This is a genomic window from Caballeronia arationis, assembly GCF_001544975.2.
Lineage (GTDB): Bacteria > Pseudomonadota > Gammaproteobacteria > Burkholderiales > Burkholderiaceae > Caballeronia > Caballeronia arationis.
Genome location: NZ_FCOG02000056.1, coordinates 1 through 12,771 on the forward strand (window position 1 = coordinate 1; position 12,771 = coordinate 12,771).

The window sequence follows — 12,771 nt, forward strand, 5'->3', positions numbered from 1 at the left end:
ACAAGCAACATTCTCAGCTAAACCGCCACCGCCTTCAAATCCCTGCCTCACCCGAACACCAGTTCCGACCATAACTCTACGCCTGCCTGTTGAAGACGTAACTGCGCGTGTTCCAGCATGCGGCCGCCCGCTGCTATCAGCTCGTTGCGATGGGCGACGGGAAACGAATAGACCTTGGATTCATCGAGCACGAACGTGACCCACACGTGCGCCTGCGAATGCTTGGCAATTCCGATCGCTTCCAGCAGCGCCCGTTCCGACGCTTCGCCGCCATTGAAAGCAACCATGATTCTTCGGTACATGGCGTCAGTCTCCGTCGCATAACGGCGCCATGACGGTCACCGGACAGCGACTTCAAGGTTGTCGATCACCGCGTGTACACCACGCGTGGACCATGCAGCGCCGCGCGCCGCATCGCGTTCGGCGCAGGTACCGACTGTCCCCGAGAGCGTGACGGTGCCATCGCGTACGTCGACGGCAATGTGATGCGCTTCGCGCTCGGCGTGCCGCTTGAGCGCACGCACGATTTGGTCGCCCACATCGCCCGCAGCGAAGCCTGGCCGCACGCAAATGAGGTTGTCCACTGCGGTGACGCCACGCAGGTGAGCGATATGACGCGACGCCATGTCGCTCTGGAAGGCGGAATCCACCTCCCCGCGCAGCGTGACCCCGCCCTATTCGACCTGAAGCTTCACTGCGTCAGCGCGCAATCCCACCGTCCAGCGCAGTACCGACTGCGCTGCATGAGCGATCTCTTCGTCGTCGCGTACCTCTGCATTGGGCAGGCGCACGTCCATCTCGACGACCACGGCCTTCACTCCCGAGACGCGCTGCGCCGCCACCTCGGCGGCAAGCTTTTCGGCGTAACTCGCCGGATGACCGGAGAGCGTGACGACGCCATCGCGAACCTCGACACCGATATGCGTCGCGTCGACGTCTGGTGTCCAGTCCAGTTCTTCTTCCACGTCCTGCTTCAGTTTCATGTCGGTTTTCATTGCACGCCTCCTGCTTATTTCGTCGGTTCACGCCGCTTCGATGATGACTTTCAGCGCTCCCGTTTCCGCTGCACGCTGGAAGGTGTCGTAGGCATTCAGGATGTCCTCCAGCGGGAAGCGGTGCGTGATGAGCTTGTTCGGCGCAAGACGGCCCGCGCGCACAGTCTTGAGCAGCATCGGCGTGCTGACGGTGTCGACCAGCCGTGTCGTGATCGTGATGTTGCGGTCCCACAGCGTGTCAAGATGCAAGTCCGCCTTCGTGCCGTGCACGCCGACATTGGCGATCGTGCCACCCGCGGCGATGATCGCCTGGCACAGCTCGAAGGTCGCCGGCACGCCGACCGCCTCGATCGCGCAATCGACGCCCGCGCCGTCGGTGAGCTTCATGATTTCGGCGACCGGGTCGGTCCGCGCGATGTCGATGCACGCGTCGGCGCCGAACGTGTGCGCCACCTCGAGCCGGTTCGCATCGCGGTCGATCATGACGATCAGCGCGGGCGCGTAGAACTGCGCCGTGAGCAGCGCCGCAAGCCCGATCGGTCCCGCCCCGACGATTGCGACGGTGCTCCCCGGCTGCACCTTGCCGTTGAGCACGCCGCATTCGAAACCGGTCGGGAGGATGTCGGAGAGCATCACGAGCGCCTCTTCCTCGACGCCCGGTGGCACAGGATAAAGACTCGTATCGGCGTGCGGGATGCGCACGTACTCGGCTTGCGTGCCGTCGATACGGTTGCCGAGAATCCAGCCGCCCGTCGCGCAATGGGAATACATGCCGCGGCGGCAAAAGTCACACTTTCCGCACGAGGAGATGCACGAGATCAGCACCTGATCGCCCGCCTTGAACGCGGCGACCGCCGATCCCGCCTGCTCGATCACGCCGACACCTTCGTGCGCGAGTATCCGGCCCGGCTCGCAGCTCGGCACATCGCCTTTGAGGATGTGCAGGTCGGTGCCGCAGATCGTCGTGCGGGTGATCTTTACGATCGCGTCCGTAGGGGCGGCGAGTTGCGGCATGGGCCGCTCGTCGAGCGATTTGCGGCCGGGCCCGTGGTAAACGAGTGCCTTCATCTCGATCTCCACCAGGTTGGGGAACGTTCCGGGACGCCACCAATCTAGGCTCCGCGCCCACGCTGGCGGTTGATCTACATCAAGCGCACGGGGCCGCGAATACGGAACCGGCGCCGATTGATCTGGATCAAGTGCGCCACGCAGTGCGCTCGTAGAGTCGATTCAAGCCGAGTGCGGATGTCCGCACCCCAACCGTATCGACCGGAGATGTGCGATGAGCTACAAAAGTATCGTTGTCCACCTCGACGCCAGTGAGCGCGCCCATGCGCGCCTGGAACTCGCGTTGCGCCTCGCGAAGCGCTTTGATGCGCATCTGACCGGGCTCTATGCCGTCTTCACGCCCGAGACGCGCTCGTTCTATGTGATGGCGGGCTCGGCCGCCTACTTCGAAGCGCACGACGCGTCGCGCCGCGAGCGGCGTGGCGCCCTCGAACGCCTCTTCCATGCGGAAGTCGCCCGCGCCTGCATCAAGGGAGAATGGGTCGATGCGCAGGGTGACACGAATCTCGCGGTGCCCCGCGCGGGCCGCTGCGCGGATCTGATCGTCGCGGGACAGGACGATCCGAACGACCCCGAGTCGTACATCGGCAACCGCTTCCCCGAAACGCTCGTGATGTCCGCCGGCAGGCCCGTATTGCTCGTGCCGTACACGGGCTTTTTCCCGTCAGTGGGCGAACGGGTAATGATCGCCTGGGATGGCAGCCGCGAAGCCACCCGTGCCGTGCACGACGCGCTGCCGCTCATCAAGAAGGCGAAGCACGTCACCCTCGTCACCATCGATTCAGCAAGGGACGATGCGCCGGGCGCACGCATCCCGGGCGCGGACATCGCCACGAGCATCGCGCGCCACGGCGTGAAGGTGGAGGTCTGCGCGATGGAAGAGTCGTCGGGCAGTTCCGCGGGCGAACGCTTGTTGTCGCGCGCCGCCGACCTGAGTGCGGATCTGATCGTCATGGGCTGCTACGGCCACTCGCGCTGGCAGGAACTCGTGCTCGGCGGAGCGACCCGCACCGTAGTTGCTTCGATGACCGTGCCTGTCCTGATGTCGCATTGAACGCACTTTGTCTTCCGGACCAACGAGGCCATCCATGTACAGCCGAATCCTTGTTCCCATCGACGGCAGCGCAATCGCGAGCCATGCGCTCGACGAGGCACTGAAGATCGCACGCGCGAACGGCTCCGAAGTGCAGCCGCTCTTCGTAATCGACACGCCGCCTGTCAGCGGCGAGGCGAGCGCCGCCTTCTATGTCGATATCCGCGACGCGTTCGCGAAGGAAGGCGCCGCGGTCGCCGCCGAGGCGGCCGCGCGCCTGAAGCAGGCGGGCGTGCCGGGCGCGCCGCGCGTGGCCGAGGTCGAACTGACCGGCGACGACATCGCACACCGCATTCTCAAGACAGCAGAGGAATATGGCGCCGATCTTGTGGTGCTGGGCACGCATGGACGGCGCGGCTGGCGGCGGCTCGTGCTCGGCAGCGTGGCTGAACATTTCCTGCGCCTCTCTCGCTGCCCGGTTTTGCTGGTCCCGGCCCGCACGGTCGAGACGCACGCCGACGCCGCGCAGGATCGGTCCAACCCGCAAAAGGAGCCGTCATGAGCTGGAAAACCGTGTTGGTCCATATCGACGACGGCCGCCGCAGTGATGTGCGCGTCGAATTTGCCTTCGATCTCGCGCGCCGCTTCGATGCGCATGTGATCGGCCTGTATGTCGTGTGTCAGGACCTGTTGCACCCGCTGTTCAATCCCGGCGAAAGCGTCCATCTGGCGACGAACGAGAAGCAGCACGCCGCATGGCGCGAGCGAGCGCAGCAAGCGTTCGAGGCGGCGGCACGGCGCGCGGGCAGCAGCGCGGAATGGCGCGCGCCCGCAGGTGCAGCAATCGACACCGCGATCCTGCTTGCGCGTCACGCGGACGTGCTGGTGCTCGGGCAGGAAGATCATGACGATCCCGCGGCGTTCGTCGCGAAGCATTTCGTCGAGGATGTCGTGACGGCGAGCGGCCGCCCGGCTGTGATCGTGCCGCGCTCGGGGCAGATCAGGACCTTCGGCGAGAACGTGCTAGTCGCGTGGGACGACAGCCGCGAAGCGGCCCGCGCCCTCGCCGATGCGTTGCCTCTCCTTGAACGAGCGCGCTTTGTCGAAGTCGTGAGCGTCGAGCGTCACCACGACGACCAGGCGCCTGCCGGTATAGACGTCGCCGCCTATCTCGAACGGCACAAGGTGCGCGCGAGCTTCTCTTCGATGCCGCGCGGCTCGGGCCTCGGCACGGGCGCGACCATGCTCGCGAAGGCAAACGACGTGCACGCCGACCTGCTGGTAATGGGCGCTTACGCGCACTCGCGCGGTTTCGAGCGGGTACTGGGCGGCGTCACGCGCACGATGCTCGAATCGGCCACGCTGCCGGTGCTGATGTCTCATTGAGCGCGCGGCGCGACGCCCTACGACACATCTGGCGGGAGGCTCGCCGCCTTCGGGCTCTGGAATGTTCCGACAACCGATCGCATCGGGGCGCCATGCATTCGTCCATTCGCAGCCGGGCAGAGACGTCTCCCGGCATCTATCCCGCCGCTGAATGGTTCGTCGAAGCCTTTGGAGCGAAAGCCGTCAGCGCCTGGATCGAAAACCATGCTGCGCCAGGCTGGTGGCAGCCCGTTGCCCTGAGCATCGGCCTGCCGGCACCGCGCACGGTCGAATGCTCCGCCCCGAGCCCGTGCCTGTCGCAGCTCGAAGCGGAGATGGCGCTCTATCGTGCAGCGCGAAGAGAGCCCGCGGATGTGCTCGAAATGGAATGGTCGTCGGGCGTGACGTCGCGCTCGCCGGCCGCGCTTACCGGCCTGCGCGATGCCGTCGAACGGCATTTCAGGCTCACGGCCAATGCGAACCGCGTGGCCGTCATCGATCCGTCCGACATTACCGAAGCCTCCCTCGCGACGCTGCATGCGCTCGGCTCGACCACGTGGCGCGTCCTGTCGCATGGGGACGGTCTCGCGGCCGCTGCTGTCATCACGGCAGCGCGACGGCTCGGATTCGCACGGATCGAGGCCAGCGTATCTGCCGCGCCCGCCCGCCGTGGCTGTCAGCGCGAAGCCGACCGCCTGATCGAGCGGCTGATCGTTGCCGAGCCCGATCGCATCGTGCTCCCGTCGGCATATATGGGCGACGTCGCACAACGGCTTATCGGCTCCGGCTATTCCTGCGTCGCGCGCAATACGTTCGCACCGGCGCCGGGCCAAAGCGCCGGGCCTCGTCGCCCGGGCTTCGCCAGCAGCCAGCCTTTCGGGTACTCGATGCGCTCGGCAGGTTCCGTGATAGCACTCGGCCAGCGCTCGATCGGCCGGATCGGGCCGCTGTCCTATCAGAATCACCGTGTGCCGCGCGCGTATTCCTCCGCGCTCGAAGAGCGGACTTTGCCCATCGAACGCGGATTGCTGCTGACGCAGGACGACATCGTGCGCGGCGAGGTGATCGCGTGCCTGTCGGCGGATTTCTTCGTCGACGTTGCGATGTTCGAGGCTACCTGTGGCATCGACTTCCACCGCTACTTCAACGCCGAATGGAACGCGCTGCGCGATTTCGAGCGCGCGGGCGCACTGGTAGCCGATGCTGCCCATCTCGCACTCACGCCGGCGGGGCGCCTCGTCTGCGACGATGTCTGCCGGATCTTCGACCGGCGGACCCGCATGCTCACCGAAGCCTGCACGCGCCCTCGTCTGCTCTGAACGGTGCTGGTGCGAACAGCATCAATCGGCGAAAATCGACGCCAAGCGTACGGCGTGTGCAGCATGCCAAACGCATGCGCGAATTTCCCGACGAACCGGGCACCGCTTCCCAACGAGGATCTCATGAGCGTTCACGGCAAACAGCGCTCGCGCACCGCGCTCCTTTCGAGCGGACTTGCCGCACTGCTCGCAGGCGGCGCCGCGTATGCGCTCGCCCGGCAACGCAGCGGTGAGGCGCGTGCGCAATCCACGCGTAACGAGGCGCGCATGCAGGCAATCGTGCGCTCGTCGATGGAGGCGATCATTACGATCGATGAAACGCAGCGCATCATCATCTTCAATCCGACGGCCCAGAAGCTGTTTCGTTGCGCGGCCGAGGACGCGCTCGGCGCACCGCTCTCGCGCTTCATCCCCCAACGCTTTCGCGAAGCGCACGCCCGCCACGTCACGCAATTTGGCGTCACCGGGGTCTCGGACCGGCAAATGGGGCGGCAGCTCGTGCTGTTCGGCCTGCGCGCCGACGGGGAGGAGTTTCCGATCGAAGCATCGATATCGCAGATCGATGACGGCAACGGCAAGCTCTATACGGTCATGCTGCGCGACGTCACCGAACGCGTCAAAGCGGACGAAGCGCTCAGGCGCTCGCGCGAGGAACTGCGAGAACTGTCGGCGAATCTGCAGAACGTGCGCGAGGAGGAGAAGAGCCGTATCGCGCGGGAGTTGCACGACGATCTCGGCCAGCAACTGACCGCGCTGAAGATGGACCTGTCGTCGGTCGAGGCGGCGCTGGGTGGCGAGGCACCGCCGATTTCCGGGATCGTCGGGCAGTTGCGCGGCATGCGCCAGCTGGTCGACCGGACGGTGGCCTCGGTGCGCCGCATCGCAGCGGACCAGCGTCCCGTGATGCTCGATGACCTCGGTCTCCTGCCCGCCATCGACTGGCTGGCCGACGACTTCACGAACCGCTATGGGGTCGAAGTCGAGCGCCGCATCGACGTGGGCGATATCGCGTTCAGCCCGCCCGCCGCGACCGCCCTGTTTCGCATCGTGCAGGAGGCGCTAACCAACGTCGCCCGCCACGCCGATGCCACGCGCGTCACGCTCGACATGTGCATCGACGCCGGAGATTGCGTGCTCACCATCACCGACGACGGGCGGGGCAGTCCGCCGCCGCACGGTCCGCGCGGCAAGTCGTTCGGCCTCATCGGCATGCGCGAGCGAGCGCGCATGCTGGGCGGTTCGGTGTCCGTCCGCACGGCCGAGGGCGAAGGCTTCACGCTTATCGTGACATTGCCGCTGGAAGGCGTGCAGCATGAGGAAACGCAACCATGACGACCCGAGTCCTCATCGCCGACGATCACGCGCTGGTGCGCGACGGCTTGCGGCACATCCTGGCCAATGCGTCCGGCTTCGAGGTTGCCGGCGAGGCGAGCGATGGTGCCGGCACCCTCGCCCTCGTGCGCTCGACGGCGGCGCAAGTGCTCGTGCTCGATCTCTCGATGCCGGGGCGAAACGGCATCGAACTCATCAGACAGATCCGGGACGAGAAGCCCGCACTGCGTATCCTCGTGCTTACGATGCATGCCGAGCAGCAGTATGCGGCCCGCGCGTTCAAGGCCGGCGCTGCGGGTTACCTGACCAAGGAGAGCGCGAGCGCCGAACTGGTTGCAGCGGTCACCAAGGTCGCAGCGGGCGGGGTGTACGTGAGCCTCGCGATGGCCGAACGATTCGCGCAAAGTCTGAACGAACCCGCCGATACGCTGCCGCATCAACGGCTGTCGGACCGCGAGTTCGACGTGTTCCGGCGTATCTGCGCCGGCGAGACGATCACCGAGATCGGCGAAGCACTGTGTCTGAGCGGCAAGACGGTCAGTACTTACAAGGCGCGCATCCTCGAAAAAATGCAGATGCCGCACGAAGCCGCGCTAGTGCGCTACGCGGTGCGCCACAAGCTCTTCGACGACAGCGACGACGAACTGTGACGCGTCTCATGTCGTGTAAGGAACGCCCTACACGTCTTCCCGAATCCCTACGCCAGCTTCGTCCATCCCCGATTTAATTTTGAGATAGCGCGTCCAATAATGGGCGCATGGACACGCTCGCTCATCCGGCTCCGCTGAAGGTTTTCCTCGTCGAGGAATCGCCGCTCGTGCGTCGAAGCATCGTCGCGATGCTCGGTGGCATTCGGGGGGTCGACATTGTCGGCGCGGCGGCGGAGTCGCTGGCGGCGATCGAAGGCATCGCGGTCTGCGGCGCCGACGTGGCTTTCGTCGACCTGCGGCTCGCGGTCGGCAGCGGGCTCGACGTCCTCGCAGCAATTTCGCAGCGCGCGCTGCCCGTGGTGACGATCGTCTTCACCAATCATTCGGGCACGCAGTTCCGCAGCGCGTCCCTTGCGGCGGGCGCCAGCTACTTCTTCGACAAGACGACCGAATACGACGCCGCGCGCGCCACCGTCGAACGTCTCGCGCGAAGCCGTCTTGCCGCTGCGAACATCCACTGATCCCGAGGAGCACGACATGCAATCCGCGATCGAGAATACTGCGTCCCCGTCGGCGGACGTTTGCGCGTCGCGGACCGCCTCGGCCACGGCCGACACGCGTGATTGCGTTGCCGGCGGACGCTGCTCGACCTGTTCGATGCAGCGGGTCTGCCTGCCGCCGGACCTGTCCGGCGCCGAGTTCGCGCGGCTCGACTCCATCGTCTGCGCGACGCGGCTCGTCAGGCGCGGCGAGGCGCTGTACCGCGCGGGCGATCGCTTTCAGAGCATCTACGCGGTGCGCACCGGCTGCTTCAAGACTGTGCTCACGCATCGCGACGGCCAGGAACAGGTGACGGGTTTTCATCTGCAGGGCGACGCGCTCGGGCTCGACGGCGTTTTCGACAATCGTTACGGCAGCGATGCCATTGCGCTGGAAGACAGCACCGTATGCATCATTCCGTTCGATCTCCTCGAACTTCTGTGCCGTGAGGTCAAGGCGATGCAGCATCACGTCCACCGGCTAATGAGCGGGGAGATCGTGCGCGAGTCGGGACTCATGATGCTCCTCGGCACGATGACCGCCGAGCAGCGGGTCGCGGCATTCCTGCTCAATCTTTCCGCGCGGCTGAAGGCGCGCGGTTACTCGCCCGCGAGCTTCGTGCTGCGCATGAGCCGCGAGGAGATCGGCAGCTACCTCGGACTCAAGATCGAGACAGTGAGCCGCATGTTCTCGAAGCTCCAGAAAGCGGGCATCGTCGATGCGCGCGGCAAGGAAATCCGCATCCTCGACCACGAGAAACTGGCGCGGCTATAGCGTCTCACCTACAACGCGAGAAGTCATGAAACCTCTCTTCCCACTCGGCCATGCGCTCTTCGACGGGCCACGGCCCCGGCCTTCCACGGGCGACACATGCGCGCGAATCGATCTTCCCGAACCTGGGCGCTACGGCGGCCGGCCGCTGATGGAGACGCTGTCGCTGCGCCGGACGACGCGCGAGTTCGCACCGCGCGAATTGAGCAGCGTGCTGCTCGGCGATCTACTGTGGGCCGCCAACGGCGTCAACCGTGAAGCCGAAGACGGGCGGACCGCGCCATCAGCGCTCGGCGTGCACGAGATCGACGTCTATGCGGCGCTCGCCCGCGGACTCTATCGCTATGTCCCGCAGACGCACCATCTCGATCTCGTCATCGCGCAGGACCTGCGCGCCGTCACAGGCTATCAGGACTTCGTCGACGAAGCGCCGCTCGATCTGGTGTACGTCGCGAACCATGCGCGCATGGGCGACATCCCGGCGTCGCATCGCGAATCATTCGCTGCCGCGAGCGCCGGAGCGATCGCCCAGAATGTCTACCTGTTCTGCGCATCCGCGGGACTTGCGGTCGGGGCGCGCGGCTGGCTCAACCGCAGCGCGCTCGCCAAGCACATGGGGCTTGGGCGCGAATGCGTTCCTGTGCTCGCGCAGACCGTCGGACATTTCCGCGCCGAGATGCTGCAATGAGTCAGAGCGAGCGCGGCGCCCCGCTCCCGGCCGACGACGCCCACGCGCTCGTGCAGTAGATACCGAGCCATTAATTCTGAACTGGAGGAAGCCGATGAGAGTCACCATCAAGCTGGATGCGTTCGATCATGCCGACTCGGATGCGTTCGCCGTGCTATGGCTTGATCGCGAAACACAACGCTGGTCGCGCGAGGGTCACGAAGCGCTCGACTTGCCGACCTGGGGCATATTGCGGGAGTTGCCACAGGGACTTGCCATCTGCGATGCGACCAGAGGCAGAACCCTCATGATGCTTCAAGCGCTCGCGTTCGAAGCATGTGCACCGCAAGATGTTCAGGAAGCGCGAGGACCAGCCGAGTACTTTCCGACCGAAGGCAACGCGGCCGACACCGGACACTGGCACGTGCAGTGCGTTGAGCGCGAGCCGATCCAGGCGGAGCACGACAGCTTTTGCACCTTCGACGATATCTCGGGAGAGATCGCTGGCGCCTGAACCGCGATTTTTGCCGATTGCGTACGAGCCACGCGCCCGTGCGACGAAAGGCTCGACGTCTCACCGCCGCATGCCCTGCCGGTGGCGGTTCGACGTCGCCTAGCGCGTTCCTCGACAGTGCGTCGATGCCCCATGCTTGGGCGTCGGCGCTCGTACATCGCCGGCTTGGACAGGCTTGCAACGGCACCAAGCCACGCCGGTCAGGCATCCGTGCCCCTGGCATGGATATCGCTTATTGAAGCGCAGAGTATAAGCGGCTAGCGTCGGCGTATCTGACCGGCGTGGGGCATTGCTCTTGGGGCGCATCGCGCGCCCACGTCGACCAGCGTCGACGTTCGAACGGAATCGTCCGGATTCCGCCGACAGGAAGCGTTGCGTGAATCGCCCCGAATCTTCCTCGATGGTCATCCGGTCCGACACGTTCCGACGTCAGCATGGTCTTCCTACGTTCTCACAGGGAGCCCCCTCATGCGTGTATTGCATCGCATCCTGAGCAGCATCGTTCTGGCCGCGAGTATCTGTTCGACCCCGTCGGCGAATGCCGACGATCACATCACCATCCTGACGAGCTGGTACGCGCAGGCCGAGCACGGCGGCTTCTATCAGGCACAGGCGACGGGCCTCTACAAGAAAGCCCGCCTCGACGTCACGATCAAGATGGGCGGGCCGCAAGTCAACGGCATGCAGTTGCTCGTCGGCGGCCAGGCTGACTTCATTCTCGGCTATGACTTTCAGGTGCTGTCGAGCGTCGAAGCTGGCATTCCGGTGACGACTGTAGCAGCCTCATTCCAGTTCGACCCGCAAGGCATGCTCACGCACGACGACGTCAAGAGCCTCGCGGACCTCAAGGGCAAGACGATCCTCGTGGCGGGTTCGGGCCGCACATCCTGGTGGCCGTGGCTTAAGGAAAAGTTCGGCTATAGCGATGGCCAGACGCGTCCCTATACGTTCAACCTGCAGCCGTTCTTCGCTGATGCGAACGTCGCGATGCAGGCGTACCCGTCGTCGGAAACGTTTCAGGCCGATCGCGCAAACGTGAAGACGCACTTCTTCCTCTTCGCCGACGCGGGCTATCCGCCCTACAACACGACCATCGTCGGCATGAAGAAGACGCTTGCCGAGAAGCCCGAGGTCGTCGCGCGCTTCGTGAAGGCATCGATGGAAGGCTGGAAGAGCTATCTCGCCGATCCTGCGCCGGGCAACGCACTCATCAAGAAGGACAACCCGGAGATGACCGATGCGCAGCTCGCGTTCGGCGTCGCGCAACTGAAAAAACTCAGGCTCGTGACGGGCGGCGACGCATCGACGCTCGGCATCGGCGCGATGACCGATACGCGCTGGAAGAAGACCTACGACTACATGGTGAGCGCGAAGCTGCTCAAGGCGAGCACCGATTACAAGAGCGCCTACACGCTGCAGTACATCCAGAACGCGAATGTCATGCCCTGAGCGGGCGTCACGGGATCAAGGAGTCCGATCATGCTGGTCACACGTCAGAAAGTCCTGCGCCGCTTCTGGTACGCAATCATGCCGGTGTCGCAACTGGACGAAGGTCCGCAGCCGTTCACCCTGCTGGGCGAACCGATCGTGCTGTGGAAAGGCGCAGGAGGCAAGACGCACGCGTTGCGCGACCGCTGCTGCCATCGCACGGCGAAGCTGTCGAAGGGATTCGTCGATGCCGATGGCAACATCGCCTGCGGATACCACGGCTGGACCTACGACTGCAGCGGCAAGTGCGTGCACATTCCGCAGAACACGGGCGGCGAGATTCCGTCGCGCGCGATCGTGCAGTCGTATCGTTGCGAGGAACGATACGGTTACGCGTGGGTCGCGCTCGACGATCCGCTGCAGCCGATCCCCGATTTCCCTGAGGAATCCGCCCCGGGCTATCGGCGCATCCTGCAATTCTACGAGCAATGGAACACGAGTCCGTTGCGCATGATGGAGAACTCGTTCGACAACTCGCACTTCAGCTTCGTGCACAAGTCGAACTTCGGTCTCTTCGACAGTCCGAAGCCGTCGAAGTACGAGTTCCGTCCCAACGACTGGGGCTTCGAAGCGGAGACGCGCGTGCCGATCCGCAATCCGCAGGCGAGCTTTCGCATCACGGGCACCACCGACGACATCACCGAGCGCCATCTGATGAACCGCTGGTACATGCCGTTCGCGCGGCGCTTCGGCTGCATGTATCCGGCAAGCGGCGTGCATCACATCATCTACAACTGCGCGACGCCCATCGACGACAAGACGATGATGCTCGTGCAATGGCTCTATCGCAACGACGCCGAGACGCAATGCTCGACGCAGGAACTGATCGACTGGGACCGGCCGATCACCGACGAAGACCGCGAGATTCTGGAAGCCACCGACTACGACGCGTGCATCGACGTGCGGCGACAGCAGGAATGCCACATGGCATCCGATCAGCCGGGACTGCTGATGCGCCGCATGCTGCTCAAGCTGCTCGAAGAGCACGGCGAGCGCGAAGTGTTCCGTATCGAGAACGAGGAGGCATGA

The 12,771-nt window shown here is 64.8% G+C and carries 13 protein-coding genes and 2 pseudogenes; 12 read left to right on the forward strand and 3 right to left on the reverse strand.

Annotation, left to right across the window (positions count from 1 at the left end):
* Positions 1-47: 47 nt before the first annotated feature.
* From AWB81_RS26150 to AWB81_RS26160, 3 genes and pseudogenes are all read right to left on the reverse strand, one after another.
* Entirely contained in the window at positions 48-302 is a 255-nt protein-coding gene (locus AWB81_RS26150) for a universal stress protein (protein ID WP_087135206.1), read from the reverse strand.
* 36 nt (positions 303-338) lie between these two features.
* Positions 339-995: pseudogene (locus tag AWB81_RS26155) on the reverse strand (BON domain-containing protein).
* 27 nt (positions 996-1,022) lie between these two features.
* Positions 1,023-2,063: a zinc-dependent alcohol dehydrogenase family protein gene (locus tag AWB81_RS26160; protein ID WP_062639443.1), complete on the reverse strand. Its 1,041-nt coding sequence runs from the start codon at positions 2,061-2,063 to the stop codon at positions 1,023-1,025.
* 214 nt (positions 2,064-2,277) lie between these two features.
* Here AWB81_RS26160 and AWB81_RS26165 point away from each other — a divergent pair, with 214 nt between their 5' ends.
* The 12 genes and pseudogenes from AWB81_RS26165 (at position 2,278) to AWB81_RS26220 (ending at position 12,771) form a co-directional block, all read left to right on the forward strand.
* The gene (locus AWB81_RS26165; RefSeq protein WP_062639444.1) at positions 2,278-3,117 is read left to right on the forward strand and encodes a universal stress protein; all 840 of its coding nucleotides are present in this window, start codon (positions 2,278-2,280) and stop codon (positions 3,115-3,117) included.
* 34 nt (positions 3,118-3,151) lie between these two features.
* Positions 3,152-3,658: a universal stress protein gene (locus AWB81_RS26170; protein ID WP_062639445.1), complete on the forward strand. Its 507-nt coding sequence runs from the start codon at positions 3,152-3,154 to the stop codon at positions 3,656-3,658.
* Positions 3,655-4,482: a universal stress protein gene (locus AWB81_RS26175; RefSeq protein WP_062639446.1), complete on the forward strand. Its 828-nt coding sequence runs from the start codon at positions 3,655-3,657 to the stop codon at positions 4,480-4,482. Before AWB81_RS26170 ends, AWB81_RS26175 begins: the two co-directional genes overlap by 4 nt.
* 92 nt (positions 4,483-4,574) lie before the next feature.
* On the forward strand, positions 4,575-5,780 hold the full coding sequence (locus AWB81_RS26180; protein WP_062639447.1) for an oxygen-independent coproporphyrinogen III oxidase: 1,206 nt from the start codon (positions 4,575-4,577) through the stop codon (positions 5,778-5,780).
* 126 nt (positions 5,781-5,906) lie between these two features.
* A pseudogene (locus tag AWB81_RS26185) lies at positions 5,907-7,112 on the forward strand (PAS domain-containing sensor histidine kinase); the annotation flags it as partial.
* Positions 7,109-7,762 carry a response regulator gene (locus AWB81_RS26190; protein WP_062639449.1) on the forward strand — a complete coding sequence of 218 codons (654 nt, stop codon included), beginning with the start codon at positions 7,109-7,111 and terminating at the stop codon, positions 7,760-7,762. The pseudogene AWB81_RS26185 and the gene AWB81_RS26190, both read left to right, overlap by 4 nt.
* Before the next feature lie 107 nt (positions 7,763-7,869).
* Positions 7,870-8,283, forward strand: a complete 414-nt coding sequence (locus AWB81_RS26195) for a response regulator (protein ID WP_062639450.1) — start codon at positions 7,870-7,872, stop codon at positions 8,281-8,283.
* Between the two features lie 16 nt (positions 8,284-8,299).
* The gene (fnr, locus tag AWB81_RS26200; protein ID WP_062639451.1) at positions 8,300-9,076 is read left to right on the forward strand and encodes a fumarate/nitrate reduction transcriptional regulator Fnr; all 777 of its coding nucleotides are present in this window, start codon (positions 8,300-8,302) and stop codon (positions 9,074-9,076) included.
* Positions 9,077-9,101: 25 nt separating this feature from the next.
* Positions 9,102-9,761 (forward strand): nitroreductase family protein, encoded by a 660-nt coding sequence (locus tag AWB81_RS26205; RefSeq protein WP_062639452.1) that lies wholly within the window; start codon positions 9,102-9,104, stop codon positions 9,759-9,761.
* Positions 9,762-9,855: 94 nt separating this feature from the next.
* The gene (locus AWB81_RS26210) at positions 9,856-10,254 is read left to right on the forward strand and encodes a DUF3564 family protein (protein WP_062639453.1); all 399 of its coding nucleotides are present in this window, start codon (positions 9,856-9,858) and stop codon (positions 10,252-10,254) included.
* Positions 10,255-10,722: 468 nt separating this feature from the next.
* The gene (locus AWB81_RS26215) at positions 10,723-11,703 is read left to right on the forward strand and encodes an ABC transporter substrate-binding protein (RefSeq protein WP_062639454.1); all 981 of its coding nucleotides are present in this window, start codon (positions 10,723-10,725) and stop codon (positions 11,701-11,703) included.
* 30 nt (positions 11,704-11,733) lie between these two features.
* A complete protein-coding gene (locus AWB81_RS26220; protein ID WP_062639455.1) occupies positions 11,734-12,771 on the forward strand; it encodes an aromatic ring-hydroxylating dioxygenase subunit alpha in 1,038 nt (345 codons plus the stop codon).

Excerpts from the sequence above, each read along its gene's own strand:
- AWB81_RS26220 (WP_062639455.1), top strand. The coding sequence starts at position 11,734 with ATGCTGGTCACACGTCAGAAAGTCCTGCGCCGCTTCTGGTACGCAATC.
- AWB81_RS26215 (WP_062639454.1), top strand. The coding sequence starts at position 10,723 with ATGCGTGTATTGCATCGCATCCTGAGCAGCATCGTTCTGGCCGCGAGT.
- AWB81_RS26205 (WP_062639452.1), top strand. The coding sequence starts at position 9,102 with ATGAAACCTCTCTTCCCACTCGGCCATGCGCTCTTCGACGGGCCACGG.
- AWB81_RS26150 (WP_087135206.1), bottom strand. The coding sequence starts at position 302 with ATGTACCGAAGAATCATGGTTGCTTTCAATGGCGGCGAAGCGTCGGAA.
- AWB81_RS26180 (WP_062639447.1), top strand. The coding sequence starts at position 4,575 with ATGCATTCGTCCATTCGCAGCCGGGCAGAGACGTCTCCCGGCATCTAT.
- AWB81_RS26160 (WP_062639443.1), bottom strand. The coding sequence starts at position 2,063 with ATGAAGGCACTCGTTTACCACGGGCCCGGCCGCAAATCGCTCGACGAG.
- AWB81_RS26210 (WP_062639453.1), top strand. The coding sequence starts at position 9,856 with ATGAGAGTCACCATCAAGCTGGATGCGTTCGATCATGCCGACTCGGAT.
- AWB81_RS26195 (WP_062639450.1), top strand. The coding sequence starts at position 7,870 with ATGGACACGCTCGCTCATCCGGCTCCGCTGAAGGTTTTCCTCGTCGAG.
- AWB81_RS26165 (WP_062639444.1), top strand. The coding sequence starts at position 2,278 with ATGAGCTACAAAAGTATCGTTGTCCACCTCGACGCCAGTGAGCGCGCC.
- AWB81_RS26175 (WP_062639446.1), top strand. The coding sequence starts at position 3,655 with ATGAGCTGGAAAACCGTGTTGGTCCATATCGACGACGGCCGCCGCAGT.
- fnr (WP_062639451.1), top strand. The coding sequence starts at position 8,300 with ATGCAATCCGCGATCGAGAATACTGCGTCCCCGTCGGCGGACGTTTGC.
- AWB81_RS26190 (WP_062639449.1), top strand. The coding sequence starts at position 7,109 with ATGACGACCCGAGTCCTCATCGCCGACGATCACGCGCTGGTGCGCGAC.
- AWB81_RS26170 (WP_062639445.1), top strand. The coding sequence starts at position 3,152 with ATGTACAGCCGAATCCTTGTTCCCATCGACGGCAGCGCAATCGCGAGC.